This window comes from Massilia sp. Mn16-1_5, from assembly GCF_004798585.1.
In the GTDB taxonomy this organism is placed as follows: domain Bacteria; phylum Pseudomonadota; class Gammaproteobacteria; order Burkholderiales; family Burkholderiaceae_D; genus Telluria.
In genome coordinates, this window is the sequence record NZ_PPXQ01000014.1 from 122,331 (window position 1) to 148,838 (window position 26,508).

Annotated in this window: 24 protein-coding genes and 1 tRNA gene; 9 read left to right on the forward strand and 16 right to left on the reverse strand. The window is 64.8% G+C overall.

Features of this window, described 5'->3' with window-relative positions:
- Positions 1 to 62 precede the first annotated feature (62 nt).
- From pheT to C2862_RS17585, 7 genes are all read right to left on the reverse strand, one after another.
- Complete coding sequence (pheT, locus tag C2862_RS17555) at positions 63 to 2,489, reverse strand: phenylalanine--tRNA ligase subunit beta (RefSeq protein WP_136221432.1); 2,427 nt, start codon at positions 2,487 to 2,489, stop codon at positions 63 to 65.
- A 57-nt stretch (positions 2,490 to 2,546) separates the two neighbouring features.
- Entirely contained in the window at positions 2,547 to 3,563 is a 1,017-nt protein-coding gene (gene pheS, locus C2862_RS17560) for a phenylalanine--tRNA ligase subunit alpha (RefSeq protein ID WP_136221433.1), read from the reverse strand.
- A 178-nt stretch (positions 3,564 to 3,741) separates the two neighbouring features.
- On the reverse strand, positions 3,742 to 4,101 hold the full coding sequence (gene rplT, locus C2862_RS17565; protein ID WP_056334468.1) for a 50S ribosomal protein L20: 360 nt from the start codon (positions 4,099 to 4,101) through the stop codon (positions 3,742 to 3,744).
- A gap of 20 nt (positions 4,102 to 4,121) precedes the next feature.
- Entirely contained in the window at positions 4,122 to 4,319 is a 198-nt protein-coding gene (gene rpmI, locus C2862_RS17570) for a 50S ribosomal protein L35 (protein ID WP_026354218.1), read from the reverse strand.
- Positions 4,320 to 4,618: 299 nt separating this feature from the next.
- Positions 4,619 to 5,164: a translation initiation factor IF-3 gene (infC, locus tag C2862_RS17575; protein WP_267873537.1), complete on the reverse strand. Its 546-nt coding sequence runs from the start codon at positions 5,162 to 5,164 to the stop codon at positions 4,619 to 4,621.
- A gap of 20 nt (positions 5,165 to 5,184) precedes the next feature.
- Positions 5,185 to 7,095: a threonine--tRNA ligase gene (gene thrS / locus C2862_RS17580; RefSeq protein WP_136221435.1), complete on the reverse strand. Its 1,911-nt coding sequence runs from the start codon at positions 7,093 to 7,095 to the stop codon at positions 5,185 to 5,187.
- A gap of 236 nt (positions 7,096 to 7,331) precedes the next feature.
- Positions 7,332 to 7,408 (reverse strand) — tRNA-Val (locus tag C2862_RS17585).
- A 125-nt stretch (positions 7,409 to 7,533) separates the two neighbouring features.
- Between C2862_RS17585 and C2862_RS17590 the strand changes: the two genes are divergently transcribed.
- Together C2862_RS17590 and C2862_RS17595 are read left to right on the forward strand one after the other, a co-directional pair.
- On the forward strand, positions 7,534 to 8,511 hold the full coding sequence (locus C2862_RS17590; protein WP_136221436.1) for a cation diffusion facilitator family transporter: 978 nt from the start codon (positions 7,534 to 7,536) through the stop codon (positions 8,509 to 8,511).
- Between the two features lie 32 nt (positions 8,512 to 8,543).
- Positions 8,544 to 9,512, forward strand: a complete 969-nt coding sequence (locus C2862_RS17595; protein ID WP_136221437.1) for an NAD(P)/FAD-dependent oxidoreductase — start codon at positions 8,544 to 8,546, stop codon at positions 9,510 to 9,512.
- Positions 9,513 to 9,591: 79 nt separating this feature from the next.
- Here C2862_RS17595 and C2862_RS17600 read toward each other — a convergent pair whose 3' ends face one another.
- The 6 genes from C2862_RS17600 to C2862_RS17625 form a co-directional block, all read right to left on the reverse strand.
- Complete coding sequence (locus C2862_RS17600) at positions 9,592 to 10,224, reverse strand: hypothetical protein (RefSeq protein WP_136221438.1); 633 nt, start codon at positions 10,222 to 10,224, stop codon at positions 9,592 to 9,594.
- Positions 10,221 to 11,150 carry an MlaD family protein gene (locus C2862_RS17605; protein WP_136221439.1) on the reverse strand — a complete coding sequence of 310 codons (930 nt, stop codon included), beginning with the start codon at positions 11,148 to 11,150 and terminating at the stop codon, positions 10,221 to 10,223. The genes C2862_RS17600 and C2862_RS17605 overlap by 4 nt, the downstream gene beginning before the upstream one ends.
- Positions 11,151 to 11,156: 6 nt before the next feature.
- Entirely contained in the window at positions 11,157 to 11,963 is an 807-nt protein-coding gene (locus C2862_RS17610) for an ABC transporter permease (RefSeq protein WP_136221440.1), read from the reverse strand.
- A 123-nt stretch (positions 11,964 to 12,086) separates the two neighbouring features.
- Entirely contained in the window at positions 12,087 to 14,333 is a 2,247-nt protein-coding gene (locus C2862_RS17615; RefSeq protein ID WP_136221441.1) for a bifunctional (p)ppGpp synthetase/guanosine-3',5'-bis(diphosphate) 3'-pyrophosphohydrolase, read from the reverse strand.
- Positions 14,334 to 14,350: 17 nt separating this feature from the next.
- A complete protein-coding gene (locus C2862_RS17620) occupies positions 14,351 to 14,701 on the reverse strand; it encodes a RidA family protein (RefSeq protein ID WP_136221442.1) in 351 nt (116 codons plus the stop codon).
- Positions 14,702 to 14,737: 36 nt separating this feature from the next.
- Entirely contained in the window at positions 14,738 to 15,616 is an 879-nt protein-coding gene (locus tag C2862_RS17625; RefSeq protein WP_136221443.1) for an alpha/beta fold hydrolase, read from the reverse strand.
- A gap of 125 nt (positions 15,617 to 15,741) precedes the next feature.
- On the opposite strand from C2862_RS17625, the gene C2862_RS17630 reads away from it, so the two are divergent.
- Positions 15,742 to 16,536: a 3-hydroxybutyrate dehydrogenase gene (locus tag C2862_RS17630; protein WP_136221444.1), complete on the forward strand. Its 795-nt coding sequence runs from the start codon at positions 15,742 to 15,744 to the stop codon at positions 16,534 to 16,536.
- A gap of 196 nt (positions 16,537 to 16,732) precedes the next feature.
- Entirely contained in the window at positions 16,733 to 17,380 is a 648-nt protein-coding gene (locus C2862_RS17635) for a CatA-like O-acetyltransferase (protein ID WP_136221445.1), read from the forward strand.
- On the opposite strand, the gene C2862_RS17640 is transcribed toward C2862_RS17635, so the two are convergent.
- Together C2862_RS17640 and C2862_RS17645 are read right to left on the reverse strand one after the other, a co-directional pair.
- Complete coding sequence (locus C2862_RS17640) at positions 17,361 to 17,993, reverse strand: membrane protein insertase YidC (protein ID WP_136221446.1); 633 nt, start codon at positions 17,991 to 17,993, stop codon at positions 17,361 to 17,363. The genes C2862_RS17635 and C2862_RS17640 overlap by 20 nt on opposite strands.
- Positions 17,994 to 18,114: 121 nt before the next feature.
- Positions 18,115 to 19,185 (reverse strand): DUF5694 domain-containing protein, encoded by a 1,071-nt coding sequence (locus tag C2862_RS17645; RefSeq protein ID WP_210736036.1) that lies wholly within the window; start codon positions 19,183 to 19,185, stop codon positions 18,115 to 18,117.
- A 171-nt stretch (positions 19,186 to 19,356) separates the two neighbouring features.
- Here C2862_RS17645 and C2862_RS17650 point away from each other — a divergent pair, with 171 nt between their 5' ends.
- The 3 genes from C2862_RS17650 (at position 19,357) to C2862_RS17660 (ending at position 22,146) form a co-directional block, all read left to right on the forward strand.
- On the forward strand, positions 19,357 to 19,938 hold the full coding sequence (locus C2862_RS17650; protein WP_136221447.1) for a TetR/AcrR family transcriptional regulator: 582 nt from the start codon (positions 19,357 to 19,359) through the stop codon (positions 19,936 to 19,938).
- Positions 19,939 to 20,022: 84 nt separating this feature from the next.
- Entirely contained in the window at positions 20,023 to 20,727 is a 705-nt protein-coding gene (locus C2862_RS17655; RefSeq protein WP_136221448.1) for an SDR family oxidoreductase, read from the forward strand.
- Between the two features lie 12 nt (positions 20,728 to 20,739).
- Positions 20,740 to 22,146, forward strand: a complete 1,407-nt coding sequence (locus C2862_RS17660) for an MFS transporter (RefSeq protein ID WP_136221449.1) — start codon at positions 20,740 to 20,742, stop codon at positions 22,144 to 22,146.
- Here the strand turns inward: C2862_RS17660 and C2862_RS17665 are convergent.
- Positions 22,143 to 23,648 (reverse strand): tetratricopeptide repeat protein, encoded by a 1,506-nt coding sequence (locus C2862_RS17665; RefSeq protein WP_136221450.1) that lies wholly within the window; start codon positions 23,646 to 23,648, stop codon positions 22,143 to 22,145. The genes C2862_RS17660 and C2862_RS17665 overlap by 4 nt on opposite strands.
- Positions 23,649 to 23,743: 95 nt before the next feature.
- On the opposite strand from C2862_RS17665, the gene C2862_RS17670 reads away from it, so the two are divergent.
- Complete coding sequence (locus C2862_RS17670) at positions 23,744 to 25,027, forward strand: amidohydrolase family protein (RefSeq protein WP_136221451.1); 1,284 nt, start codon at positions 23,744 to 23,746, stop codon at positions 25,025 to 25,027.
- A 154-nt stretch (positions 25,028 to 25,181) separates the two neighbouring features.
- Positions 25,182 to 26,483 (forward strand): dicarboxylate/amino acid:cation symporter, encoded by a 1,302-nt coding sequence (locus tag C2862_RS17675; RefSeq protein ID WP_136221452.1) that lies wholly within the window; start codon positions 25,182 to 25,184, stop codon positions 26,481 to 26,483.
- The last annotated feature ends 25 nt before the right edge of the window (positions 26,484 to 26,508 follow it).

The window sequence follows — 26,508 nt, forward strand, 5'->3', positions numbered from 1 at the left end:
ATCAACGTCGTTGTTATTAATTTTGGAGCCCTGCCTTCAGATGTTTTGGACGAATGTTCAACTTATCCGCGCAGTTTTGCGCTGTGTTTTTCTCTTGCGGCCTCTGCCACGGCGGCCATCACAGCCTCCACGACATCGTCCTGCAAGGTCGATTGAGTATCTTGCAAGCTAAAGCGGAAAGCAAGCGATTTTTCGTCCGTTTCCAGGCCCTTGCCGCGGTATTCATCAAACAAAACAACGGCTTGCACGATCTTGCCGCTCGGGTGAGCAGCCAACGCGGCGCCGAACGCGTCGATGATCGATTGCGCCGGAACGCTCTGCTTTACCACCAGCGCCAGGTCGCGCGTGGCGCCCGGGAACTTCGAAATCTCGGTATAGCTCGGGACCGTGCGCTCCTGCAATGCGCTTGCATCGACCTCGAACAGGACCGGCGCCTGCGGCAGGTCGTACTTCTGCAGCCAGCGCGGATGCAGCTCGCCGATGAAGCCGACCACACGGCCGTCGAGCTCGACGTGCGCGCAGCGACCCGGATGCAATGCCGGATGCTCAGCCTTGACGAAGCGTACCACACGCGGCGAAAACAGCGCTTCCAGATCGGCCTTGACGTCGAAGTAGTCGACCGCGCGGGTCGGCTGGCCCCACTGCTCTTCCGCCGCCGGACCGTAGGCCATGGCGCCGACGCGCTTCGGCTGCTCGAAACCGGCCACGCTCAGCGGGCCATCTTCCGTCGTATCGGCGCGCTTGAAGACGGCGCCGACTTCGAACACGCGCACCCTGCCCGCCTTGCGGTTCAGGTTGTAGCGCACGTTGGCCAGCAGGCCGCCGATCAGGGTCGAACGCATCACGCTCATCTGGCTGGCGATCGGGTTCTGCAACTTGATCGGATTCTCGTTGGCAGCGAAATCCTGCTCCCAGACGCTTTCCACGAAGCTCATGTTGACCACTTCCTGGTAACCCAGGTCCGCCAGTTGGTGCCGCACGGCAAACAGCGAGCGGGTGTTTTCCGGCTCGATCAGCATCGCGGACGGCGCCACTGGCGGGTTCGCAGGAATGTTTTCGAAGCCATACACGCGCGCGACTTCCTCGATCAGGTCTTCCTCGATCTCGATGTCGAAACGGTAGGACGGCGCGGTGACGAAGAATTGTCCAGCCTCATGCGTGAACGGCAGGTGCAGGCGGGTGAAAATGTCGGCGACGATCTCGTCGGTGATCGGCACGCCGATGACCTTTTGCGCGCGCGCCGTACGCAGCATGACCGGCTTGCGCTCTGGCAGGTTCGCGACCTGGTCGTCGATCGGGCCAACCTTCGTTGCGTCGGTGCCGCAGATTTCCAGGATCAGCGCAGTGATGCGCTCGATGTGTTCGACGGTCGTGGCGTAGTCGACGCCGCGCTCGAAGCGGTGCGCCGCATCGGTCGAGAAATTGTATTTGCGGGCACGGCCCTGGATCGCGTTCGGCCACCAGAAAGCGGCTTCCAGGTAGATGTCGGTCGTGTCCAGCGTGACGGCGGTCGAGTCGCCGCCCATGATGCCGGCCAGCGATTCGATTTCCTTGTCGTCGGCGATCACGCCGACCCACTCGTCGACCTCGATGGTGTTGCCGTTCAGGAGCTTCAGGGACTCGCCCTTCTTGCCCCAGCGAACGTCGAGGCTGCCGTGGATCTTGTTCATGTCGAACACGTGCGAAGGACGGCCGACTTCCAGCATGACGTAGTTCGAGATGTCGACCAGTGCGGAGACCGAACGCTGGCCCGAGCGTTCCAGGCGCTGCTTCATCCAGTCCGGCGTCGCCGCCTTGGCGTTCAGGCCGCGGATCACGCGGCCGGTGAAGCGGCCGCACAGGTCCGGCGCGGAAATTTTTGCCGGCAGGACTTCGTCCGTCGTGACCGGCACCGGCACCGTCGTCGGCAGGTGCAGCGGCGTGCCGGTGAGTGCGGACACTTCGCGCGCCACGCCCAGCACCGACAGGCAGTCCGCCTTGTTCGGGGTCAGCTTGATGGTGAACTTCAGGTCGTCCAGGCCGAGGTAATCGCGGATGCTGGTGCCGACCGGCGCGTCGGCCGGAAGTTCCATCAGGCCGCTGCTCTCTTCCGAAATTTTCAACTCTTTCGCCGAGCACATCATGCCCTGCGACTCGACGCCGCGCAGTTTGCCGACCTTGATCTCGAAAGGCTTGCCGTCGGCGCCAGGCGGCAGCACGGCGCCGGCCTTGGCGCAGATCGCTTTCATGCCCGCGCGCACGTTCGGCGCGCCGCAGACGATGTTGAGCAGCTCGCCGGTGCCGACGTTGACCTGGCAGACGTTGAGGCGGTCCGCGTTCGGATGCTTGGCCACTTCGACCACTTCGGCCACGACCACGTTCGAGAACGGCGGCGCGACCGGCTCGACCTCTTCGACTTCCAGGCCGGACATCGTCAGCAGGTGGGACAGTTCTTCCGAAGTCATCTTCGGATCGACCATGGAACGGAGCCAGTTTTCGGAGAATTGCATAATCTTTTTACCTTGTAACCGGGTGACTTATCAGGTTTTCTTATAAATGACAGGCGCTTAGTTGAACTGCTTCAGGAAGCGCAAGTCACCCTCGTAGAAGAGGCGCAGGTCATTGATGCCATAACGCAGCATCGTCAGGCGCTCGAGGCCGGAGCCGAACGCGAAGCCGATGAATTTTTCCGGATCGAGGCCGAAGTTGCGCACCACGGTCGGATGGACCTGGCCGGCGCCCGAGACTTCCAGCCAGCGGCCCTTCAGCGGACCCGAGCCGAAGGCGATGTCGATCTCGGCCGACGGTTCCGTGAACGGGAAGTAGGACGGACGGAAACGCACCTGCAGGTCATCGGTCTCGAAGAAGGCCTTGACGAAGTTCAGGTAGACGCCCTTCAGGTCGGCGAACGAAATGTCCTCGCCGATCCACAGGCCTTCGACCTGGTGGAACATCGGCGAGTGGGTGGCGTCGCTGTCGACGCGGTAGGTGCGGCCCGGCGCGATCACCTTGATCGGCGGCGTGTGGGTGCGCGCGTAGCGCACCTGCATCGGGCTGGTGTGGGTGCGCAGCAGCAGCGGCTTGCCGGTGGTGTCGTTGCCTTCGATGTAGAAGGTGTCCTGCATCGAACGGGCCGGGTGGTTTTCCGGGCTGTTCAGGGCGGTGAAGTTGGTCCAGTCGTTCTCGATTTCCGGACCGTCGGCCACGTCGAAACCGATCGAGCGGAAGATCTGCTCGACGCGCTCCCAGGTGCGCATCACCGGGTGGATGCCGCCGATGCCGCGGCCGCGGCCCGGCAGGGTGACGTCGATGGCTTCGGCATTCAGGCGCGCTTCCAGCTGGGCGTTGGCCAGGGCGTCGCGGCGGCCGCTCAGTGCCTGTTCGATTTTTTCTTTGGCGGCATTGATCAGGGCGCCCTGCGCCTTGCGCTGTTCAGGGTCGAGCTTGCCGAGGCCCTTCATCAGTTCGGTAACCTGGCCAGTCTTGCCGAGGTATTTTGCTTTTGCGTTTTCCAGCGCGGCCGCATCCGGCGCGGCGCCAAAGTCAGCCTGGGCCGAGACGACGAGTTCTTCGAGCGAGTTCATGTGTGTTCGTTTCCTGGATTGGGTGGCAGGAGCCACGGGTGCTGTTCAATTGTCGCGGATATGCAACGCGTTGGCAAATTCACAGCATCCCAGAATCAAAAACGGGGCAAAGGTCTGCACCGATGCCCCGCTCTTTTCACGCTACGTTGCCGCAGCGTTGTTTGCTAGCAAACTGCGATTAGGCAGCCAGCTTGGCCTGGACGGCAGCGACGATCGCAGCGAAAGCTGGCTTGTCGTGCACGGCCATGTCGGCCAGAACCTTACGGTCCAGTTCAATCGCGGCTTTCTTCAGGCCGTTCATGAACGCGCTGTAGGTCATGCCGTGCGAACGCGAAGCCGCGTTGATACGGGTGATCCACAGTGCGCGGAAGACGCGCTTCTTGTTGCGGCGGTCGCGGTATGCGTACTGGCCAGCGCGCATGACTGCTTGCTTGGCAATGCGGAATACTTTGCTGCGACGGCCACGGTAGCCTTTAGCAAGCTCAAGAACTTTCTTATGACGGGCACGTGCAGTAACCCCACGTTTTACTCGAGGCATATTCGCTCCTTAGTGTGAGATTAAGCAGATGGCATCATGCGGTAGACGCTGGTCACGTCCGACGCATTGATGTTACGGGTGCCGCGCAGCTGGCGCTTGTTCTTGGTGGTCTTCTTGGTCAGGATGTGACGCTTGAACGCCATACCCGATTTCACAGTACCGCCCGGACGCACGCGAAAACGCTTCTTCGCGCTGCTTTTGGTTTTCATTTTTGGCATAGTCATCTGTCCTTGCGGACAGCCTCATATGGGACAGGATTGCAGGTGGCAGCAACGCTGCTCTTGGATGCCTACTTTCACTTGTCTTGCAGCACAAGCGAGTGTGCTACAACCTGCTTCGAAAAACAGGAACCGCAGATTCTAACACAGCTTGGGTGGAATGGTGTTGCTGCGGGGCCGGTTTTATACGGTGGGCACGGGGCGCCCACCCTACGAACCTGCAAACGACACAGGGCCGAGTCGAGCGCTGCAGTTTGACTGCAACACCGACTCGGCCCTGGCACTTCGAAATCGAAGAATTACTTCTTCTTCTTCGGCGCGATAATCATGATCATCTGGCGGCCTTCCATCTTCGGGAACTGCTCGACCTGGCCGAACGGCTCCAGGTCACCCTTCAGACGTTCGAGCATGCGGAAGCCGATGTCCTGGTGCGCCATTTCGCGACCACGGAAACGCAGCGTGATCTTGGTCTTGTCGCCGTCTTCCAGGAACTTGATGAGGTTACGCAGCTTGATGCTGTAGTCGCCTTCATCCGTGCCTGGACGGAATTTGACTTCCTTGACCTGGATGATCTTCTGCTTCAGCTTGGCTTCGTGGGCCTTCTTCTGCTCCGAGTACTTGAACTTGCCGTAATCCATGAGGCGGCAGACCGGTGGATTCGCGTTAGGCGCGATTTCCACCAGGTCGACGTTCTTTTCCTCGGCCAGACGAAATGCCTCAGCCAGGCTCACAATACCCAGAGGCTCGTTGTCCACCCCGGACAGACGCATTTCCGGGTAAGTGATTTCGCCATTGATGCGATGCGACTTGTCAGTAGCTATGTTGTTTCCTTTTAATGTCTGAATAACCGGCCGGCTTATTCGGCTTATTTGGCCTTGAAGGCCACTTCGCCAACGAGGCGCTCGATCAGGGCATCGACGGACATCACGCCCAGATCGACATTGCCCCGGGCGCGCACGGCCACGGTGTTTGCTTCACGTTCCTTGTCGCCAACAACTAGAATATATGGCAATTTTTGGACGGAATGCTCGCGTATTTTATAGGTAATCTTCTCGTTCCGCAAATCAGCGTGAACGCGCAGACCAGCCTTCTTGAGCTTCTGTTCCACCTCTTTCACATACGTTGCCTGGGCGTCAGAAATGTTGAGAACAGCCACTTGCACCGGCGCCAGCCAGAGCGGCAGCGCGCCCGCATAGTTCTCGATCAGGATGCCGATGAAGCGCTCCATCGAACCCACGATAGCGCGGTGCAGCATGACCGGTACCTTGCGGGTGTTGTCTTCCGCAACATATTCGGCGCCGAGGCGGCCAGGCATCGAGAAGTCGACCTGCATGGTGCCGACCTGCCACGGACGGCCGAGGCTATCCTTCAGGTGGTACTCGATCTTCGGGCCGTAGAAGGCACCCTCGCCCGGCAATTCCGTCCACTCCACGCCGCAGGCGCGCAGGGCCGAGCGCAGCGCTTCTTCCGCTTCGTCCCAGATCTCGTCGGAACCGATGCGGCTGTCAGGACGCAGCGCCAGCTTGACGTCGATGTTGTTGAAGCCGAAGTCGTCATACACCTGCATCGCCTGCGAGTGGAAGGCCGTGACTTCCGCCTCGATCTGCTCTTCGCTACAGAAGATGTGGCCGTCATCCTGGGTAAAGCCGCGCACGCGCATGATGCCGTGCAGCGCGCCCGAGGACTCGTTGCGGTGGCACTGGCCGAATTCGCCGTAGCGCAGCGGCAGGTCGCGGTAGCTCTTCATGCCCGAGTTGTAGATCTGCACGTGGCCCGGGCAGTTCATCGGCTTCAGCGCATACGAGCGGTTCTCCGACTCGGTCGTGAACATGTTCTCGCGGTAGTTGTCCCAGTGGCCGGTCTTCTGCCACAGGGTCACGTCCAGGATCTGCGGGGCTTTCACCTCGTCGTAGCCGTTGGCCTGGTATTTCTGGCGCATGTACTGCTCGACCTGCTGCCACACGGTCCAGCCCTTCGGGTGCCAGAAGATCAGGCCCGGCGCCTCTTCCTGGAAGTGGAACAGGTCCAGCTGTTTGCCCAGCTTGCGGTGGTCGCGCTTTTCCGCCTCTTCCAGCATGTGCAGGTATTGCTCCTGGTCTTCCTTCTTGGTCCAGGCGGTGCCGTAGACGCGCTGCAGCATCTCGTTGTTCGAGTCGCCGCGCCAGTAGGCGCCAGCCAGCTTCATCAGCTTGAAGACCTTCAGCTTGCCGGTCGAGGGCACGTGCGGGCCGCGGCAGAGGTCGGTGAAGCCGCCTTCCGAATACAGCGAGACATCCTCGTTCGCGGGAATCGAAGCGATGATCTCGGCCTTGTAGTCTTCGCCGATCGACTTGAAATAGGCGACGGCTTCGTCGCGCGGCAGCACCTTGCGGGTGACCGGCTCGTCCTTCTTGGCCAATTCCGCCATCTTCTTTTCGATCTTGGCCAGGTCGTCCGGGGTGAACGGGCGCTTGTACGAGAAGTCGTAATAAAAGCCGTTTTCGATGACCGGACCGATCGTGACCTGGGCTTCCGGGAACAGTTCCTTCACGGCATAGGCCAGCAGGTGCGCGGTCGAGTGACGGATCACGTCCAGGCCTTCCGGATCCTTGTCGGTGACGATGGCCAGATCGGCGTCCTGCTCGATCAGGTAGGAGGTATCGACCACCTTGCCGTCCACCTTGCCGGCGAGCGCAGCCTTGGCAAGGCTCGGGGCGATGCTGGTCGCCACCTGGGCGACCGTCACGGGGCCGTCGAACTGACGGCTGGAGCCATCGGGAAGTCGCACGTTAAGCATAGTGATCTCCTGTGGCGCGAACGCCGCTAATGTTGAGAATATTGAAACTTGAATTCGATGGACGAAAAAAAACGCGCACCAGGCGCGTTGTTTTCAGTGTGTTGAGCAAAAGAACACCATACCGCGTCTAGCGATTCCCCCACAACAAGGTTGTAGTTCGCGGTGTCATAACCGTGGATGCCTTTCTCGCTCTTACTCAGGTTGTAAGCGAAGATACTTCGCTGTACTGGATATTCTGGTGGGCGGTGCAGAATTCGAATCTGCGACCCCTTGGATGTCGACCAAGTATTCTAACCAGCTGAACTAACCGCCCAATGACGTGCATTATAGGGGCAGCGCGGGCCTCGCGCAAGGCTTGTGCCGAATTAAGTAGTTAGGTGGCAAACTTTGTGCGGCTATCCATTACACTCCCGGCTGTTTCACTTTATCGAATTGTCCATGTCTTCCGATCACGCCGCCCCGACTTCCGAACACCTGCACGCCCACCTCGACGGCGACGCCAGCCATGGCCACTTCATCGAGGCGCGCAGCCGCACCGCGCTCGGCATCGCGCTGGCGATGACCCTGCTGTTCGCGCTGATCGAGGTCGTCACCGGCGTCATGTCGAATTCGCTGGCCCTGATTTCCGACGCCGGCCACATGGTGACCGACGCCGCCGCCCTCGGCCTGGCCCTGCTGGCCCAGCTGATCGCCAAGCGCCCGCCGTCCTCGCGCCATTCCTTCGGCTTCGTGCGCGCCGAAGCCCTGGCCGCTTTTGTGAACTGCCTGGCCATGCTGGCGCTCGTTGGCTGGATCATCTACGAGGCCGTGCAGCGCCTGACCCATCCGGAACCGGTGCAAGGCGGCGTGGTGCTGGTGGTGGCCGCGATCGGCGCCGCCATCAACCTGATCGTGGCCTGGGTGCTGTCGCGCGACAGCGACAGCATCAATACCCGCGCCGCCCTGGTGAACGTGATGGGCGACCTGCTCGGCTCGGTTGCCGCGATCGCCGCCGGCGCCATCATTTATTTCACCGGCTGGGTCCGCATCGACCCGATCCTGTCGATCTTCGTGTCGCTGCTGATCCTGAAATCGACCTGGGGCATCCTGCGCGAGTCCTATCATTTCCTGATGGAAGGCGTGCCGCACGGCATCGATTACCTGCAGGTCGGCGCCGACCTGGCCGAGGTCGAAGGCGTGCTCTCGGTGCACGACCTGCACGTCTGGGACATGTCGCCCGGCCACCCTGCCCTCATCGGCCACCTCGAGATCCGCGACCTGGTCGAGTGGCCGGAGGTGCTCAAGCGCGTACGCGAGATGCTCTTCGACAAGCATGGGATCGACCACGTGACCCTGCAGCCGGAGGCGCTGGATGGCCTGCCGCTCGATCCGCACTGTAAGCCTGCTCCGACTCCACGCGGGCACGCGCGCCGATAGGATTCGCTGTCGCCGGTCCCGATAATGCAGGGATGAGCGAACTTACCGATCACGTATTCGACTGCCTGGTCGTCGGCGGCGGCCCAGGCGGGCTGACGGCCGCCATCTACCTGCGCCGCTTCACCCGCAACATTGTCGTCGTCGACAAGGGCAACAGCCGCCTGTGCCTGATTCCCGTCTCGCACAACTATCCCGGGTTCCCCGAAGGCGTGCCCGGCGGCCAGTTGCTGGTCAACCTCACGAACCAGCTGAAGAACTACGGCGGCGAGGTCCAGCATGGCGAAATCACCGACCTGCGCCTGGAAGACGGCCATTTCATCGGCGACTATCTCGACGACGAGGGCGTCACCCACGAGATCCGGGCGCTCACCGTGCTGCTCGCGACCGGCGTGGCCGACGCCGGCCTGCCGATCGAGAACTGGCGCGAAGCCGTGGCCTCCGGCGCCGTGCGCCTGTGCCCCGTGTGCGACGGCTACGACGTGATGGACAGGCGCATCGCCGTCGTCACCAACGAAACCAACCCGGTCGGCCACGCCCTCTTCATGCGTTCCTTCAGCGCCCACGTGACGCTCTTCGACCGTGGCGAGGAATCGATGCTGAACGACGAGGAGCGGCGCCAGATCGAAGCCGCCGGCGTACGCTACATCGAGTCGCCGCTGCTGGGTGTGAGCATGAGTCCCGACATGAAGCCGGTGCTGAACACGGCGGACGGCGAAAGCCGCGAGTTCGACGTGTTCTATCCGATGCTGGGGGAGTCGGCCCGCTCGGGGCTGGCGGCGAAGCTGGGCGTGGAGACGGCGGAGTGCGACAAGATCGTGGTGGACGACCACCAGCGCACCAGCGTGCCGGGGCTGTACGCGATCGGGGACGTGGTGCGCGGGCTGAACCAGATTGCGGTGGCGGCCGGGCAGGCGGCGATCGCGGCGACCACGATTCACAATGCCTTGCCGTGGGCGCTGCGGCCGGAGAAGCCCGTCATCGAGGAATCACGCGCTGCTTGAACGCGTGGACGGGAGACCCGTCCACCCTACAACCGGCTGTAGGGTGGACGGCTTTGCCGTCCACGCGTTCAAGGCAAACTCACCTGACCCCGGATGCCAGAGCGATGCGCCGCTTGATCTGCTCGACCGACGCTGCATCGCCTGCCGCTTCCGCCCGCTTCTGCTGCACACCCAGCCACATCAGCAAAGGCCGCCGCCATCCCTGCGCGGACGCCGTCTCGGTCGCCGCCTCGACATCGCCCGGCTGGATCCGCCCCGCCTTGAGCAAGGCACCCGCCGCGACCAGCTTCGACAGCGGATCGGTGATCGTCGCCAGCGAGCCGGTGCCGACCACCGCCCGATGCTGCTCCGGCAGCGCCGCCACATCCAGTCCCTCCCAGCGCCCTGCGAGATAGGCCGCATACGCCCGCTGCTGCGCCGTCGCGTCAAGCGCCAGCGCCGCAAAGCCGGGACAGTCATCGAACTCCAGCGCGGCCGCCAGCGTCGCGCAGCGCACCAGCTCGACCTGGGCGACCAGGTCGGCACGGCCGGTGCTGGTGGTCTCGCGCCGGGCCCGTGCGAATTCCGCATTCGCGGCGGCCGTGTTCCCGCGCAGGTAGTCGTCGGTGAAACCGTCCAGCGCGTCCTTGGCGTTCGGCTGCCAGCTCGGCGGCGTCGGCTTGCTGGCGCAGCCGGCCAGCACCAGGGCGAGCAGGGTCATGGCGTATTTCATGGCAGCTTGATCTCCTCGTTCTTGCCGGCGAACGGCCACTTGCGGTTGAGCTGGTCGACCAGGCGGTTCACCTTACGCAGGCTGGCGTCGACTTCGCCGCGCAGCGCGCCCAGGTCCTCGGTCGCCACGCGCGCATTCGCACCCACGGCCTGGGCCTCGACCAGCACGGCGTCGACTTTTTTGAGCGTGCCGCGCGCATCGGCCAACACGCCCTGCAGCTCGACCACCGCGGCCTGGGCGTCATCGGCCAGGCCCTTCTTGCCGTACAGGCGCTGGTCGGTCTTGGCCAGCAGCGCGTCCAGGCGCTGCAGCGTGCCGACGAATTTCTTCGCCTCGTCGTCGCCCAGCGCCCCGCTCAGCAGCCCGTACTTCCCGGACAGGCGCCCGGTCAGGGTCTGCACGTTCTCCAGGCTGCCGGCGACGCTGCCGCCTTCAGCCGTCATGCTTTCCAGGTTGTTCAGCAGCGAGCGCGCCGTGGCGACCAGGCCCGGGATCTCGGCGGTGACGTCGCCGCGCAGCACTGGACGCACCGCCCCATCTGGCAGCGGCGCGTCGTCGAGTACGCCGGTAAAGGCACGCAGGCGCGTCTCGCCGACCACGCTGCGCTCGAGCGTGAAGACGGAGGACGCGCGCAGCCACTTGGCATCCGACTTGGAGACGTCGATCACGATCTGCACCTTGCCGTCCTTGGCCAGGTCGACCAGGCGCACGCGCCCGATCGGGAAGCCGGCGAACGTCATGTCCATGCCCGGGATCACGCCCTCGGAATTCTCGGTCGTCAGCACCAGCTTCTGGGTCGCCTCGAACACGCCGCGCGCGTACATCACATACAGGACAAAGGCGACAATCAGGGCGGCGAGCACCGCCAGCAGGATGATTGCCTTGGTTTCGACGTGGGCGGGTTCGTCTTGGGTCGGTTCGATCATGAGGTCTTAGATGTATTTGAGGGCCAGCGAGGCGCCTTCGATCAGCAGCAGCACGAACAGCAGGCGCAGCGCGCCCGGCTGCACGCTGGACGCCAGACGGCGCGGATAGCGCTGCAGTTCGAGGATGGCGGCAGTCGGGATCACGGCCACCGCCAGGCCGAACAGCACGGTCTTCAGCACGAAGCCGATGGCGACGACCGGCTCGAACACCCGGCCCACGGTACGCGTGTAGTCGGGCAGGCCCCAGGGCGATAGGCCATAGACGTTCAGGTAGGCCAGCACCAGCACGATGGTGGAACTGACCATGGCAAGACTGAGCACCGAGATGGCGTTCGCGAACAGCTGCGGCACCAGGTCGCGCCGCAGGCGGCGCAGGGCTTCGGCATTGACTTCAGCGGTCGGCAGGCCGGCGCGCGCCAGGCCCAGGGCGCTGGCGTCAAACGCCATGCCGGAGCGCAGGGCCGCGAACAGCGCCGCCGACAGCGGAATCAGTTCCAGCACCAGTACCCGCACCACCATCTCCAGCGCATAGCGCGACAGCCCGTAGCTCAGGGCCGTGACCAGCACGATGCGGATGATGACGAGGCTGATCAGGGCCGAGAGCACGGTGAACCAGGGCAGCACCTGCCAGCTGCTGGCGTGGATGTAGCGCGCGGTGACGAGGCGGTTGCCGCGGTTGTAGGTCGAGGGCGAGAGCGCGGTGACGATGGCGATCGCGCCGAGGAAGAACATGTACCACCAGCTGCGCAGGTAGCGCGCGAAGGCGAGGCCCCAGAGGCTGGGGCGGGCGGCGAGGTGGAGGGAGCGGCGCATGGTCATATGATACGGTTTTAGCAAGTTTGCATCAAACCGCGTATCACGTAGGGTGGGCGCCCCGTGCCCACCAAAAGCGTGCGACGCATTTGCGAATCGTCTGGTGGGCACGGGGCGCCCACCCTACGAACGCCTTGCCTCTTGGACGCCGCTGACTTCGGCGATCGCCGACAGCGCTTTTTGAAGCTGCGCCGTCGCCCCGATCTCCGCCGTGAACACCATGCGCGCCTGCCCTTTCGTCGTCTGCGTATTCACGCCCGTGACGTTGATCTTCTCGCGCAAAAACGCATCCGAGATGTCGCGCAGGAGTCCCTGGCGGTCGGCGGCGAGGATGAAGATGTCGACCGGGTACACGGTCTCGGTAACACCCTTGCCCCATTCCGTCTGGATCACCCGCTCGGGCGCCTTCGAACGCATCTCGGCGAAGTTTTTACATGACAGCCGGTGGATCGAGACACCCTTCCCGCGCGTGACGAAACCGACGATCGGGTCCGGCGGCGCCGGTTTGCAGCACTTGGCCAGCATCGTCATCAGGCCTTCGGTGCCGACCACCAGCACGCCCGACTTGGCGCCCTGCTCGACGCTGGACGCGCGGCTCTTGTTGACCACCGCCGTGTCGTCCGGCGGCGGCGCTTCCACGGTCTCGTGCAGCGCCGCTTCCACGTGGCGCAGGCTGAACTTCTCCTTGCCCACCGCAACGAACAAATCGTCGACCTTGGCAAAGCCGAGTTTATGCGCCAGCGCCTCCAGGTTGACCGCCGTCTTGCCCTCGCGCTGCAGCGATTTTTCCACCAGTGCCCGCCCGGAAGCCAGCGTCTCGGCCAGCTCCTGCGCATGGAACCAGGCGCGGATCTTGGAGCGCGTGCGGCTGCTGACGGTATAGCCGGGGCTGAGCCAGTCGCGCGACGGACCCTGGCTGCCCGCAGGTCCCTTCGCCGTGATGATCTCGCAGGTCTGGCCGTTCTTCAGGGGCGTGTTCAGCGGCACCATCACGCCGTCGATCTTGGCGCCGCGGCAGCGGTGGCCGACTTCGCTGTGCAGGTGGTAGGCGAAGTCGATCGGCGTCGCGCCCACCGGCAGTTCCAGCACGCGCGCCTGCGGCGTCAGGACGAAGATGCGGTCGTCCAGCGTGGTCGCCTTGAGCTTCTCGACCCATTCCTTCTGGTCTTCTTCCGGCGCCACCGCATCGGCGCTGTCGGTGACGTCACTCTTCCACGCCAGCAGCTGGCGCAGCCAGGCGATCTTCTCGTCGTACTTCTGGCTCTTGAAATTCGAGCCGCCCTCTTCCTTGTAGCGCCAGTGCGCAGCCACGCCGTACTCGGCGAAGTTGTGCATTTCCTGGGTGCGGATCTGCACTTCCAGCGGCCGCCCGTCTTCGGCCGTGACGACCGTGTGCAGCGAGCGGTAGCCGTTGCCCTTGGGGCGCGCGATGTAATCGTCGAATTCGGCCGGGATCGGGGTCCAGATGTTGTGCACCAGGCCGAGCACGGTGTAGCAGGTCTTCTCGTCCTGCACGATCACGCGGAAGGCGCGCACGTCGTAGAGCGAGGAGAAATCGAGGTCCTTGCCGCGCATCTTGTTGTAGATGCTGTAGATGTGCTTCGGCCGCCCGCTGACTTCGGCCTTGATGCCGGCCGCGCGCAATTCCTGCTGCAGGCGTTCGATGGAGGACGCGACGAAGCCTTCGCGCGCCATCCGTTTTTCTTCGAGCATCTTGGCGATGCGCTTGTAGGTCTCCGGCTGCAGGAAGCGGAAGGCCAGGTCTTCCAGCTCCCATTTCAGCTGCCAGATGCCGAGGCGATTCGCCAGCGGCGCATACAGGTCCATCACCTCGCGCCCGTAGTCGTGGGTGAGTTCGTCGAAGCGCTTCTGTTCGGCGAAATAACGCAGCGTGGTGACGCAGGACGACAAACGGATCAGCACCACGCGCATGTCGGTCGCCATCGCGAGCAGCATCTTGCGCAGGGTTTCCACCTGCGCCCCCGCCTGCTGGGCCGCGTTCTTGCCGCGCTTGATCTCCTGCTGGCCGACCGTGAGGTCGCGCAGGCGGATCAGCTGCTGCACGCCGCGCACCAGGCTGGCCACCTCGGGGCCGAACAGGCGCTCGAGCGTCTCCACCAGCGGCGGCTCGAACAGCACCAGCTCGAACAGCAGGCCGGCGATGCGCGTCTCGACGTCGCTGCGCAGGTAGGCCAGCGTGCCGGCCACGCCCAGCGAGAACTCGAAGGCGTTCTGGCCGGACGAGCAGGCGCGCTCGCCATACGCGACCGAGGCGTAGTCGAGCGCGTCCTGCACGCGCACGCATTCTTCAGGGCTCAGGCCCTGGATCAGCTGTGTGGTGGCGTCGCCGAGTGCGGCGGTCGAAACCATCGAGACTTGACCTGAACTCAGCGCAGCGCGGCGGTGATCACGATCTCCACCAGGCAGGCCGGGTTGGCAAGCTTCGCTTCGACGGTGGCGCGCGGCGGCGTGTGACCGGACGCCACCCACTCGTCGTAAACCGCATTCATGCCGGCGAAATGGGCCATGTCGGCGATGTAGATCTGGCACATCAGGATGCAGGTCTTGTCGCTGCCGGCTTCCTGCAGCAGGCGGTCGACGTGGCCCAGCACCTCACGGGTCTGGCCTTCGATGTCCTGGGTCGTGTCTTCGGCGATCTGGCCGGCCAGGTAGACGGTGCCGTTGTGGATGGCGGTTTCGGAGAGGCGCTTGCCTACGTGAAGTCGTTTGATTTCCATGTTCTCTTTCGTGTTGAAGGTGCCGGCAGTTAAAGTTTAATTCGCCGTTAAAAATTCGCGCGCGATCGCAATCTGGTCCGCGTGCACGAAGGTCGGCGCATGGCCGACGCCCGCGAGTTCGACCAGGCGCGGCTTCGGACCGCGCGTCGTCATCTCCAGCGCCGTCTCGTGCGTCAGCAGGTCGGACAGTTCGCCGCGCACCAGCAGGGTCGGGCAGGCAATCGCATCCCAGGCGCGCCACAGCGCCGCCTCGTCCTGCTTGGCGCGTTCGACGCCCATCTTCTTGAAGGGCTGGGACAGCGCCAGATCGTAGTGGCGCACCCATTGCCCATCGGGCTGGCGGCGCAGGACGTCGCGCGCCAGCTTGTCCCATTCCTCGTCGCTGTGCGGCCCGAACGAGGTCGACACCTCGCGCACGAAGCGCGCGCCGCTCTCGTAGTCGGGAAAGCGCAGGTCCTGGCCGATGTAGTCGGCGATGCGGTTCAAGGCGCCGCCGTCGAGCGCCGGGCCGATATCGTTCAGCAGCAGGCGCGTGATCGGCGTGCCGGGCAAGGACGCCAGCACCATGCCGATCAGGCCACCCATCGAGGTGCCGAACCAGTGCACGCTGCCGTCGCCGTTGGCGGTGGCGCGCGCAATGACGGTCACCATGTCGGCCACGTATTGCGGCAGCGCGTACAGGTTCGGATCGCGCAGGCGGTCCGAGCGCCCGCGCCCGGCAACATCCGGACAGACCACGCGGTAGCGGTCCGACAAGGCCTGGGCCAGCGCATCGAAATCGTCGGAGACGCGGGTCACGCCGTGCACGCAGACCAGCACGCGCTCGTTGTCCGGGTCGCCCCATTCCTTGTAGGCGATGCGGTGCAGGCCGGCGGGCGAGCTGCACTGCACGCTCTTGATTCTCGCTTCGCTCATTCCTGCTCCTTCGCTGACAATATTGTTACGTCGTTAAGCCCAGCCTCACATTTTAACCGCCCGAGCGATTAGAATTCTACCAATTCTGCAGAACACCCCCGCTCACCCACCCTTCAGAGGAAACAATGAAATCCAACATGCTTAGCGGTAAAACGGCACTCGTCACCGGCTCGACCTCGGGCATCGGCCTGGGCATCGCACGTTCGCTGGCCGGCCAGGGCGCCAACATCGTCTTCAACGGTTTCGGCGACGCCCAGCAGATCGAGAAGCTCTACACCGACATCGGCCAGGAATTCGGGGTGCAGACGGCCTATCACAACGCCGACATGTCCAAGCCCGAGCAGATCGAGGCGATGATGGCCTTCGCCCAGGAGAAGTTCGGCGGCGTCGACATCCTGGTCAACAACGCCGGCATCCAGCACGTGGCCGCGGTCGAGGACTTCCCGGTCGAGAAGTGGGACGCGATCATCGCCATCAACCTGACCTCGGCCTTCCACACCACGCGCCTGGCCCTGCCGGGCATGAAGCAGAAGAACTGGGGCCGCATCATCAACCTGGCCTCGGTGCACGGCCTGGTCGGCTCGGCGCAGAAGAGCGCCTACGTCGCGGCCAAGCACGGCCTGGTCGGCTTCACCAAGGTCACCGCGCTGGAGACGGCGCAGACCGGCGTCACCTGCAACGCGATCTGCCCGGGCTGGGTCCTGACCCCGCTGGTCCAGAAGCAGGTCGACGACCGCGCCGCGCGCGAGAACCTGTCGAACGACGAAGCGCGCCGCGCGCTGCTGGCGGAGAAGCAGCCGTCGGGCGAATTCGTGACGCCGGACGAACTGGGCGCGCTGGCCGTGTTCTTCTGCTCGCCGGCCGGTAGCCAGGTGCGTGGCGTGGCGTGGAACATGGACGGCGGCTGGGCCGCGCAGTAATGTGAATGCGGCCGCGGCGCCGGATCACGTCTATACGTAGGGGTCGTTGAGGCCAATGGCCTTAACGACAGGTTCACCGGACTCCGTCCACGCGGTCTTTCGTGTGGTTGCATATCCGAGCGGTTGAAACGACCGTCCGGCTGATCTACCGGTGATACCGCGTGGGCGGAGCCCACCCTACAAAATCGAACTTCGCATGCAAAATTTTGACAAGCGGCGCGACCGCTTCGAGCTCTTCGACCGCATGGACAGCCCGGCGGTCAACCTCTGCTTCACCCTCGAGCTGCCCGACTACCGTCCCTGGTGCAAGGAACAAGGCCTGCCGCCCTTCCACGTGCTGCTGTGCGCCGTGCTGCGTGCGACCCTGAAGATCGAGAACTTCCGCTACCGCGTCTTCGAGGGCGAGGTCATCGAGATCGACCGCCTGATGCCTTCCTTCACGGTGGTCAACCAGCACAATGACCTGAACTTCGCCCTGTTCGACTGGTCCGACGACCTGCGCACTTTCTGCGCACGCGGCGTCAAGGCGCGCGAGGACGCCTGCGCCATGACGGCGCTGAACAACCAATACGCCGCGCTCTCCCCGCGCCAATGCAGGGACCAGGTCTTCATCACCTGCATCCCCTGGCTCGACTTCACCTCGATCCAGCACCCGATGGCCAGCCTCAAGTCGCCCGACATTCCCTCGCTGGCCTGGGGCCGCTTCAGGGACGCCCCGAACGGCCGCCTGCAGCTGCCCTTCTCGGTGCAGGCGCACCACGGCTTCGTCGACGGCTTCCACATTCACCAGCTGGCGCAGCAGATCGCGGCCGAGCTGGATGGATTCATGACTTCAATGTCTTGAGGCGCCGTTCGTCGACACGCAGCACGCAAGTCTGCAGTCCGCTCACAAAACTCGAAGCCGCCCAGTACAGCCCAAGACCGGCCGACAGCTTCCACAGGATGAAGGCCGTGACGACCACCTGCACCAGCATCATCAGCATCGCCTTGTCCGGCGCCGCCGAAGGCATGTAATAAGCCGACAAGGCGGTCAGCGCCAGCACGATGCCGGTCAAGGCCGCATCCGGCGTGGCGAGACTACGCATCCACAGGAAGGGCCCGGCCCCAAGGCTGGCATTGCTGATCGCCCGGTACAGCAGGCCGAAGACCGGCACCTGGAGCAACGCGCCCATCAGGCCGGAACGGTCGACCATGCTGGCGCCGTTTTCCTTGTACAGGCTTGATATGGCCGCGAACATGTCGGCCGGCTTGTCGGCCAGGCGCTTGCGGATCTCGGCCACCTGGGGTTCGAGCGAGGCGACGATTTTCTGGTTGGCGCGCATGCGTCGTGCCAGGCGCAGGGTCAGCGGCAGCAAGGCCAGCCGTACTGCCAGGGCCAGGACCAGAATGGCCCAACCCATGTTCCCGTCGAACGCCCCAGCCAGGCCAGACATGATCGACGCCAGTATTTCGTTCATTGCATTCGCTCCTTGATTGACAAAAGTCTAATGCCGACGATTGTAGCGACAAGCATTGCTTCCGAAAAACATACAATTTTCGATGGATGACTTCGGTTTTTACGAAGTCATCCGTGAGAATCTATTCCAGCAGCTTTCGTACGTCGACGATATCGACGCCCTGCAGCTGCCCCAGCCAGCTGTCGAACCAGGGCTTGTGCGAGGCGCCGACGATGGTGAGCACGCGTGCGCCGGGACGTTCGCGGAAGGTTTCGCGGATGTTGGCCACCATGCGCAGATTGCGGATTTCCCAGCCGCCGACCCAGATCTGCGGATAGCCTTCCTTCGATTTCGCCCGCATGGAGGGAACGATATTCGCCTCGGCCAGCGCGCGCAGGGATTGCGGATCATTGACGGCGCGGTAGAGCGGCAGCAGGTCGGGGGCCATGCCGAGCGCCTTCTCGCGCTTCTTGAATTCTTCGAAGGTCCCGCCACCGCTTGCCCAAGCCGCTTCGATCTCACGAACGAAGGCCTTGATATCGGGTACGTCGACGAGGTCCCCCGTATGGTTGTCGACCGCATGCACGCGCGGCAGGCCAAGACGCGCAGCCAGGCGGGCGGCGATCATGATGGTCTCGTCCTTGCGCACCGCCAGCTTGCCGAGCTGTTCGACCAGTGCCGCATCGAGGCCGTCGCCGGCGCGGCGTTCGCTCGCGGGCAGCTGCAGCCATTGCGTATAGGCCGAAGCCCGGTCATAGGACGCCAGGAACAGCGCGGCCAGGTGGCGCCGCTGGCTTGCCGTCGGCTGGGCCGGCCAGGCTTTCAGCAGCTTGTCCGCTTCCCGCATCGCGGCCGGTGCATCGAGTCCGGTCGCCTTGCGCGCGGCTTCCACCGAAGGGCAATAGTCGGCGCCGTATTTCGCCGCATGGCGCGCGGCCAGGTCGCACTCTTCGCCGTTCTCGTTCTCGATGGTGACGATGCCGGGCTTGAAGGCCGCCAGCTTGTCGATCAGCTTGTCGAGCGCGGCCGGGTCGAAGCCGTCCGGCATCTCACGCAGGTGCACCGTGCCGAGCACCGCTACCTGCGCGCGCGGCCCGGCCATGTCACGGTCGAGGCTGGTCAGGTCGACCTGCGCCGCGCATGGAAAGGCGAGCGCCAGCAGCGGCACGAGGCAGGCGGCGGCAAGGCGGCCCGGCAGACGACGATTCCCCATCGGATTTCCTCCAAAACCTTGATTGACGGGACAATGTAGAGAAACACGGCGCTTAGCTCAACCGGCGTCGGACAAAACGCGCGAAGCGTGGCATGAAATGTCGAAAAAACAGCTTGACTCTGAAATATGATAAACATAATATGAAATCCATCATATTTCGGAAGCGCCGCCATGAACGCCGACAGCAAGCAAAGCCGCCGCGAGCAATCCCACGCGCGCATCCTCGAGGCCGCCGGCCGCGCGCTGCGCCGCCAGGGCTATGCCGGGGTCGGCGTGGCCGAGGTCATGAAGGAAGCCGGCCTGACCCACGGCGGCTTCTACGCCCACTTCAAGTCGCGCGACGCCCTCCTCGCCGCGGCCATCGAACACGCGGCCGCCGACAGCGCGGCCTCCCTCACGCGCCGCATCGCCACCTTGCAGGAAGCCGGCGCCAGCCCGGTGCGCGCCCTGGTCGAGGCCTATCTCGCCGACCTGCACGTGAGCCGCCCGGAGCGCGGCTGCGTGGTGGCGGCACTCGGCTCGGAAATGCCGCGCCAGAACGAGGAGCTGCTGGAGGTGTCGCGCCGCCGCGTCGCGGCCCTGGTCGAGCGCGCCCGTAGCGCCCTGCCCGCGGATGCACCGCCCGAGCGCGCTTTCCTGCTCGCAAGCAGCCTGGTCGGCGCGCTGCAGATGGCACGCTCGCTCGGCACGGAAGGCCAGGCGCTGCTGCCGGCCACGCGCGCCGCCCTCATCGCCCAGTACGACACGATCTGAACAAGGGCCGCAGCCCGTCTGCGGCTTCTTTTGCAGCCAAAATATGATAGTCATCATATTTTTTAAAACCTGAAAGGACGCATCATGAAACTCCAGGACGCAACCGTCTTCATCACCGGCGCCAACCGCGGCCTCGGCCTCGCCTTTGCCCGCCACGCTCTCGCCAACGGGGCGCGCAAGGTCTACGGCGCAGCGCGCGATCCGAAGTCGATCACCCTCCCCGGCCTGGTGCCGATCGCGCTCGACATCACCAATCCCTCGCAGGTCGCGGCCGCGGCAAGCGACTGCGGCGACGTCACCCTGGTCGTCAACAATGCCGGCATCGCCAGCCTTGGCGGCGTGCTGGCGCAGGACAGCATCGACGCCACCGCACGCATGATGGAGACCAACGTCTACGGCCTGCTGCGCGTCAGCCAGGCCTTCGCGCCCGTGCTGAAAGCGAACGGCGGCGGCGCCCTGCTCAACGTGCTCTCGGTGGGAAGCTGGCTGAGTTCCCCGATCCTGGCGGCCTACGCGGTATCGAAGGCCGCGGCATGGAGCGCGACCAACGGCCTGCGCAACGAGCTGCGGGGGCAAGGCACGCAGGTACTGGGGCTGCACGTCGGCTTCATCGATACCGACCTGACCAACGGTCTCGAGGTGCCCAAGCTCTCGCCCGGCTTCGTCGCGGAACGCGCCTTCGCGGCGCTCGAAAACGGCGACAGCGAAGTGGCGATCGACGAGTTCACCCGGCAGATCAAGCGCGGCCTCTCGAACGAGCCGGGCGTCTACATCGATTTCGCACGCTGATCGGGAGCCTCCATGACCACGCCCACACTTGCCGCCCGCGTCGAGGCCGTATCCAGTGTCACTGCCTCGCCCTGGCCGACCTTCTGGATCGCCTGCATCGCCGTCTTCCTGGTGTCGATCGACAGCACGGTGCTGTTCGCGGCCTTCGGCGCCCTCTCCGCCGCCTTCCCCGCCGCCACGCCGGCCGACCTGTCCTGGGTGCTGAATGCCTACACGGTCGTGTATGCGACCATGCTGATCCCGGCTGGCGGCCTGGCCGACGCGCACGGCAGGAAGCGCGTCTTCCTGTTCGGCGTGACGCTGTTCCTGGCCGCCTCCGCCGCCTGCGGCATGGCCGACAGCGTGCCGCTGCTGATTGCCGCGCGCGTGGTCCAGGCGCTGGGCGCGGCCCTGCTGACGCCCGCGTCGCTCTCGATCATCCTGGACGCCTTCCCGAAAGAAAAGCGTGCGGTGGCCGTCAGCCTGTGGGGCGCGGTCGGCGGCCTGGCCGCCGCCATCGGGCCGAGCCTGGGCACGGCCATCGTCGACCACCTCGGCTGGCCCTGGGCCTTCTACATCAACCTGCCGCTGGGGGCCGTGTCGCTGTACTTCGGCGCGCTGCGCCTGCGCGAAGCACGCGTCGAAGGCAAGAAGGCACGCATCGACCTGGTCGGCATGCTGCTGCTGATCGTGGCCGTCGGCGCGATCGCGATGGCGATCACCCAGCTCGACTCGCCACGCTGGAGCCGGCTGGAACTGGGCGCGCTCGCCGCCACCAGCGCCATCGCCTTCGCCGCCTTCATCGCCTGGGCACGGACCAGCGCCGCGCCGCTGGTCGACCTGGCGCTGTTCCAGAACCGCACTTACAGCGCGGTGAACCTGGCCACGCTGGCCTTCGGCACGGCCTTTGCGATGATGTTCTTCGCCTTCTTCTCCTACATGACCCGGATCTGGCATTTCAGCCTGCCGCTGGCCGGCATCGCGGTCACGCCCGGTCCCCTGATGGTGGTGCCGACGGCGATCGTCGCCGGCCGCATCGCGGCCCGCATCGGCCACCGCCCGATCCTCGTCGTCGGTTCGCTGGTGTACGCGGCCAGCGGCCTGTGGCTGCTGCTGGTGCCGGGCGTGGAGCCGGCCTACGCGACACACTGGCTGCCTGGCCTGTTCCTGAGCGGGATCGGGGTCGGCATGGTGCTGCCATCGTTGTCGGGGGCGGCGGTGGCCGGGCTGCCGCAGGCGCAGTACGCGGTCGGCAGCGCGGTGAACCAGGCCACGCGCCAGCTGGGTGCGGTGCTGGGCGTGGCGGTCACGGTGCTGCTGGTGGGGCACGCGCAGCTGACGCGTGCGGATTTCATTCCGCTCTACGGCATGCACGTGGCGCTGGCGCTCGTGACCGGCGCGCTCTGCCTCGCGGTGAAGACCCGTCCCGTGGCGCGCTAGCTTGCGGCGCGCAGCACCAGCAGGTGTCCTTCGATATCGGCACCATGGTCGCTGCGCACCGGCGCGCGCCGCGCTTCGAGAATGGTAAAACCGTGCCGGGCCGCGAGCTGCTCGAGGTAAGCCAGGCCGTGGGCGTAGCGCTGCGACGGCAATAGCATGAAGTCGCCTTCGTCCAGCGCCTCGGTCGAGAAGCAGAACACGCCGTTGGCGCGCAGGCTGGCGCGCACCTGGCCGAACAGGGTATCGAGCTCACCGAAGTAGACCAGCACGTCGGCCGCGACCGCCAGGTCGAAGGCCTGCGGATTCTGCGCGAGGTAGGTCCCGATGTCGGCGCACACCAGCTCGTCGTACAGCCCGGCCTCACGGGCCTGGTCCAGCATCCGGCCGGACAGGTCGACTCCGACGAGACGCTGCGCACGCGGACGCAGGAACGGCGCGCACAGGCCCGTGCCGCAGCCGAGATCCACGGCCGCGAGCTCCGCCGCGCCGGGGTGGCGCGCCAGCGCGGCCTCGACCAGGGCCGGCGTGCGGTAGCCCAGCACCTGCGTGAGATGCCGGTCGAAGTGGCCGGCATACTGGTCGAACAGGGCTTTCACATAGGCCTGCGGCGCCTGCCCCGGCGTGGCGCCCGCGCCGCGGGCGGCGAGCACGAAATCGAGTTCGCCGGTGTCCAGGCCGGCATCCAGCGCGAGCGTGCGTGCGCGCCGGTAGGCATCGATGGCCTCTTCGCGTCTTCCCAGTGCCAGCAGCGCGTCGCCCCGTTGCCGCTCGGCCTGCGGATGCCGCGGCCGCAAGGCCAGCGCCGTCTCGACACTGGACAGAGCCTCGCCCGGCCGCTCCAGCTTCATCAGCGCCAGGCCACGTCCGGCATGGGCCTCCGGTGCGCGCGCATCCCACGCGATCGCTTCGTCGTAGGCACGCAAGGCAGCCTCGAAGGCACGCAGCCCGAACAAGGCATTCGCCCGTACACAGGCCGCCTCCGCATACGGGCGTTTCTGGTGCAGCGCGCGTTCGGCGCTGTCGAGTGCCGCTTCCGGCTGGCCAAGATCGAGCAGCGCGATCGCGCGGTTGCACCAGGCTTCCGGATACGACGGGCGCAGGCGCAGCGCCTGGTCGTAGCTCTCGACCGCCTCAGGCAGGCGTCCGAGTGCACGCAGGGCGTTGCCGCGGTTGCTCCAGGCGAGCGCATAAGCAGGGTTCAGTTGCACTGCCGTGTCGTAACTCGAGAGCGCCTCGCTGCTCCTGCCCAGGTCTTGCAAGGCTGCGCCCAGATTGCAATGCGCCGTCGACTGCGACGGGTTGATCGTCAACGCCTCCGAGATCAGCCGCACTGCGTCCTCCGCATCGCCCTGCTGGCGCCGGACCACGCCGAGCAGGTGCAGCGCATCGAACTGGCGCGGTGCCTGCGCCAGCACGTGTTCGTAGCGTGCAGCGGCGTCAGGCAGCTGGCCGTTTTGGTGCAGGCCCAGCGCTTCCTTGAGCAAGGCGCCGATGTCGTCCATGTGTTCTCCGTCCGTGAATCCGGCCGCCAGCATACCGTACCCAGGCCAAGCCGGCTCCGCTATGATGGCAACTTCATAACTCAACGGAAGCCGCCATGCCGACCTGGAGCCGCACACTCGCCCTGTCCCTGACCCTGATCGCATCAAGCTGCGCGCACGCGGCGGACCCGCGCAGCCTGCTCCTGAGCGCGGACCGCGTCTGGACCGGCGAAGGCAAGCCGCGCGCCGGCTGGGCGGTGCTGGTGGTCGACGGCCGGGTCAAGGAAGTCGGACCGATCGAGAGCGTCAGCGCGCCGGCCGATGCCGAGCGCGTTTCATTACCCGGCAAGACCCTGATCCCTGGCCTGATCGACCTGCATTCGCACGTGCTGCTGCACCCGTATAACGAAACCACCTGGGACGACCAGGTGATCAAGGAACAGGTCGAATACCGCACCCTCCTCGCGGGCAAGCACGCGGCCGACACGCTGCAGGCCGGCTTCACGACCCTGCGCGACCTCGGCACCGAAGGCGCGAACTATGCCGACGTCGGGATCAAGCGCGCCATCGAACAGGGAGTGGTTTCCGGCCCGCGTTTGCTGATCGCCACCAAAGCCATCGTCGCCAGCTACAGCTACGGCCCGGCCGAGCGCAGCTACCGGCCCGACATGGAGATTCCCTACGGCGCCCAGGAAGCGACCGGCGTCGACGAGGCAGTGAAAGCCGTGCGCGAGCAGAGCGCGCGCGGCGCCGACTGGATCAAGATCTACGGCGACTACCGCACCGGCGTCGACGGCAGCAGCCGCCCGACCTTCACGCTGGAAGAGCTGAAGGCGATGGTCGAAGCGAGCCACATCACCGGCCGCAAGGTCGCGGTGCACGCCAGCACCGACGCGGCGATCCGCCTGGCGACCCTGGCCGGCGCCGATACGATCGAGCACGGCTATGGCGCTTCGGAAGCCACCTTCCGCCTGATGAAGGAACGCGGCACGGCCTACGTGCCGACCCTGACGGCGCCGGAAGCGATCGGCGAATACTTCCAGAAGCACGTGCGCGGCGGTACGCCGACCCCGGCCATGCAGGAAGCGGCGCGCGCATTTACGCTGGCGCGCAGGATCGGCGTCGTGATCGGCAACGGCAGCGACGTCGGCGTCTTCACCCACGGGACCAATGCGCGCGAACTCGAGTGGATGGTGCGGCTGGGGATGACGCCGACCGAAGCACTGCGTTCGGCGACGGTCGTGGCGGCAGGGATTCTCGGCAAGGGCAAGGAGCTGGGGCAGCTGGTGCCGGGCGCACTGGCCGACGTGGTGGCCGTCGAGGGCGATCCGACGGCGGACATCGCGGCGCTGCGCAAGGTGGCGTTCGTGATGAAGGGCGGCAAGGTGTATAAGCGGTAACGGTCATTCACAAATGCAATATGTGCGATAAGGACGCGTTGCGCATATCACGCAGGCGCATGACCGGCATTCATGGGGTTGGGGATTTCCACAATAGCGACTAAAGTGAGAATTCGTGATGATGGCGACACCATCAACCTCATGAAGCGTTGTCATGAAAAAGCCTTTCTATAAAATCCTGTATGTCCAGGTGCTGTTCGCCATCGTGCTCGGCGTGTTGCTCGGTGTGTTCTATCCCGAGCTCGGCACCAAGATGAAACCTTTGGGAGACGGTTTCATCAAGCTGATCAAGATGATCATCGCCCCCGTCATCTTCTGCACCGTGGTCGCCGGTATCGCCGGCATGCAGGACATGAAGAAAGTCGGCCGCGTCGGCGGCAAGGCACTGCTCTACTTCGAAGTCGTGTCGACCTTCGCCCTCGTCATCGGCCTGGTCGTGGCCAACGTCGCCAAGCCGGGCGCCGGCTTCAACGTGGATGTGGCGCACCTCGACACCAAGTCGATCGCCCAGTACACGGAGAAGGCCCAGCACCAGAGCACGGTCGACTTCATCCTGAACATCATCCCGAACACTTTTGTGGATGCCTTCGCCAAGGGCGACATCCTGCAGGTGCTCCTGATCGCGATCCTGTTCGGCACCGCGCTGTCGATCCTGGGTGAACGCGGCCGTTCGACCACGAAGATCATCGAAGACTTCTCGCACGCCATCTTCGGCGTCGTGAACATCGTCATGAAGCTGGCTCCGGTCGGCGCCTTCGGCGCGATGGCCTTCACCATCGGCAAATACGGCCTGGCCTCGCTGATCCCGCTGGCCAAGCTGATGGGTTCCTTCTACCTGACCTGCGGCCTGTTCGTCGTCGTCGTGCTCGGCACCATCGCCAAGCTGACCGGCTTCTCGATCTTCAAGTTCATCTCCTACATCAAGGAAGAACTGCTGATCGTGCTGGGCACCAGCTCCTCGGAATCGGCCCTGCCGGCCCTGATGCGCAAGCTGGAAAAGCTGGGCTGCTCGAAGTCGGTGGTGGGTCTGGTGGTTCCGACCGGTTACTCGTTCAACCTGGACGGCACCAACATCTACATGACCATGGCCGCCCTGTTCGTTGCCCAGGCAACCAACACCGACCTCACGCTCACCCAGGAACTGACCATCCTCGCCGTGGCGATGCTGACCTCGAAAGGTGCCTCGGGCATCACCGGCGCCGGCTTCATCACCCTGGCCGCGACGCTCGCCGTGGTGCCGACCATCCCGGTCGCCGGCATGGCCCTGATCCTCGGCATCGACCGCTTCATGAGCGAATGCCGCGCCCTGACCAACTTCGTCGGCAACGGCGTGGCCTCGGTGGTGGTGTCGAAGTGGGAAAACGAGCTGGACAAGGAACGCATGGATGCGGTGCTGTCGGGCCACTATGTGGAAGAGCATGCGAAGCATGCTGCGCCGATCCGCGAAGCTGCCTGATACACCCTGCTTCACCAGAACCGCG

Excerpts from the sequence above, each read along its gene's own strand:
- pheT (WP_136221432.1), bottom strand. The coding sequence starts at position 2,489 with ATGCAATTCTCCGAAAACTGGCTCCGTTCCATGGTCGATCCGAAGATG.
- pheS (WP_136221433.1), bottom strand. The coding sequence starts at position 3,563 with ATGAACTCGCTCGAAGAACTCGTCGTCTCGGCCCAGGCTGACTTTGGC.
- rplT (WP_056334468.1), bottom strand. The coding sequence starts at position 4,101 with ATGCCTCGAGTAAAACGTGGGGTTACTGCACGTGCCCGTCATAAGAAA.
- rpmI (WP_026354218.1), bottom strand. The coding sequence starts at position 4,319 with ATGCCAAAAATGAAAACCAAAAGCAGCGCGAAGAAGCGTTTTCGCGTG.
- thrS (WP_136221435.1), bottom strand. The coding sequence starts at position 7,095 with ATGCTTAACGTGCGACTTCCCGATGGCTCCAGCCGTCAGTTCGACGGC.
- C2862_RS17590 (WP_136221436.1), top strand. The coding sequence starts at position 7,534 with ATGTCTTCCGATCACGCCGCCCCGACTTCCGAACACCTGCACGCCCAC.
- C2862_RS17595 (WP_136221437.1), top strand. The coding sequence starts at position 8,544 with ATGAGCGAACTTACCGATCACGTATTCGACTGCCTGGTCGTCGGCGGC.
- C2862_RS17600 (WP_136221438.1), bottom strand. The coding sequence starts at position 10,224 with ATGAAATACGCCATGACCCTGCTCGCCCTGGTGCTGGCCGGCTGCGCC.
- C2862_RS17605 (WP_136221439.1), bottom strand. The coding sequence starts at position 11,150 with ATGATCGAACCGACCCAAGACGAACCCGCCCACGTCGAAACCAAGGCA.
- C2862_RS17610 (WP_136221440.1), bottom strand. The coding sequence starts at position 11,963 with ATGCGCCGCTCCCTCCACCTCGCCGCCCGCCCCAGCCTCTGGGGCCTC.
- C2862_RS17615 (WP_136221441.1), bottom strand. The coding sequence starts at position 14,333 with ATGGTTTCGACCGCCGCACTCGGCGACGCCACCACACAGCTGATCCAG.
- C2862_RS17620 (WP_136221442.1), bottom strand. The coding sequence starts at position 14,701 with ATGGAAATCAAACGACTTCACGTAGGCAAGCGCCTCTCCGAAACCGCC.
- C2862_RS17625 (WP_136221443.1), bottom strand. The coding sequence starts at position 15,616 with ATGAGCGAAGCGAGAATCAAGAGCGTGCAGTGCAGCTCGCCCGCCGGC.
- C2862_RS17630 (WP_136221444.1), top strand. The coding sequence starts at position 15,742 with ATGAAATCCAACATGCTTAGCGGTAAAACGGCACTCGTCACCGGCTCG.
- C2862_RS17635 (WP_136221445.1), top strand. The coding sequence starts at position 16,733 with ATGCAAAATTTTGACAAGCGGCGCGACCGCTTCGAGCTCTTCGACCGC.
- C2862_RS17640 (WP_136221446.1), bottom strand. The coding sequence starts at position 17,993 with ATGAACGAAATACTGGCGTCGATCATGTCTGGCCTGGCTGGGGCGTTC.
- C2862_RS17645 (WP_210736036.1), bottom strand. The coding sequence starts at position 19,185 with ATGGGGAATCGTCGTCTGCCGGGCCGCCTTGCCGCCGCCTGCCTCGTG.
- C2862_RS17650 (WP_136221447.1), top strand. The coding sequence starts at position 19,357 with ATGAACGCCGACAGCAAGCAAAGCCGCCGCGAGCAATCCCACGCGCGC.
- C2862_RS17655 (WP_136221448.1), top strand. The coding sequence starts at position 20,023 with ATGAAACTCCAGGACGCAACCGTCTTCATCACCGGCGCCAACCGCGGC.
- C2862_RS17660 (WP_136221449.1), top strand. The coding sequence starts at position 20,740 with ATGACCACGCCCACACTTGCCGCCCGCGTCGAGGCCGTATCCAGTGTC.
- C2862_RS17665 (WP_136221450.1), bottom strand. The coding sequence starts at position 23,648 with ATGGACGACATCGGCGCCTTGCTCAAGGAAGCGCTGGGCCTGCACCAA.
- C2862_RS17670 (WP_136221451.1), top strand. The coding sequence starts at position 23,744 with ATGCCGACCTGGAGCCGCACACTCGCCCTGTCCCTGACCCTGATCGCA.
- C2862_RS17675 (WP_136221452.1), top strand. The coding sequence starts at position 25,182 with ATGAAAAAGCCTTTCTATAAAATCCTGTATGTCCAGGTGCTGTTCGCC.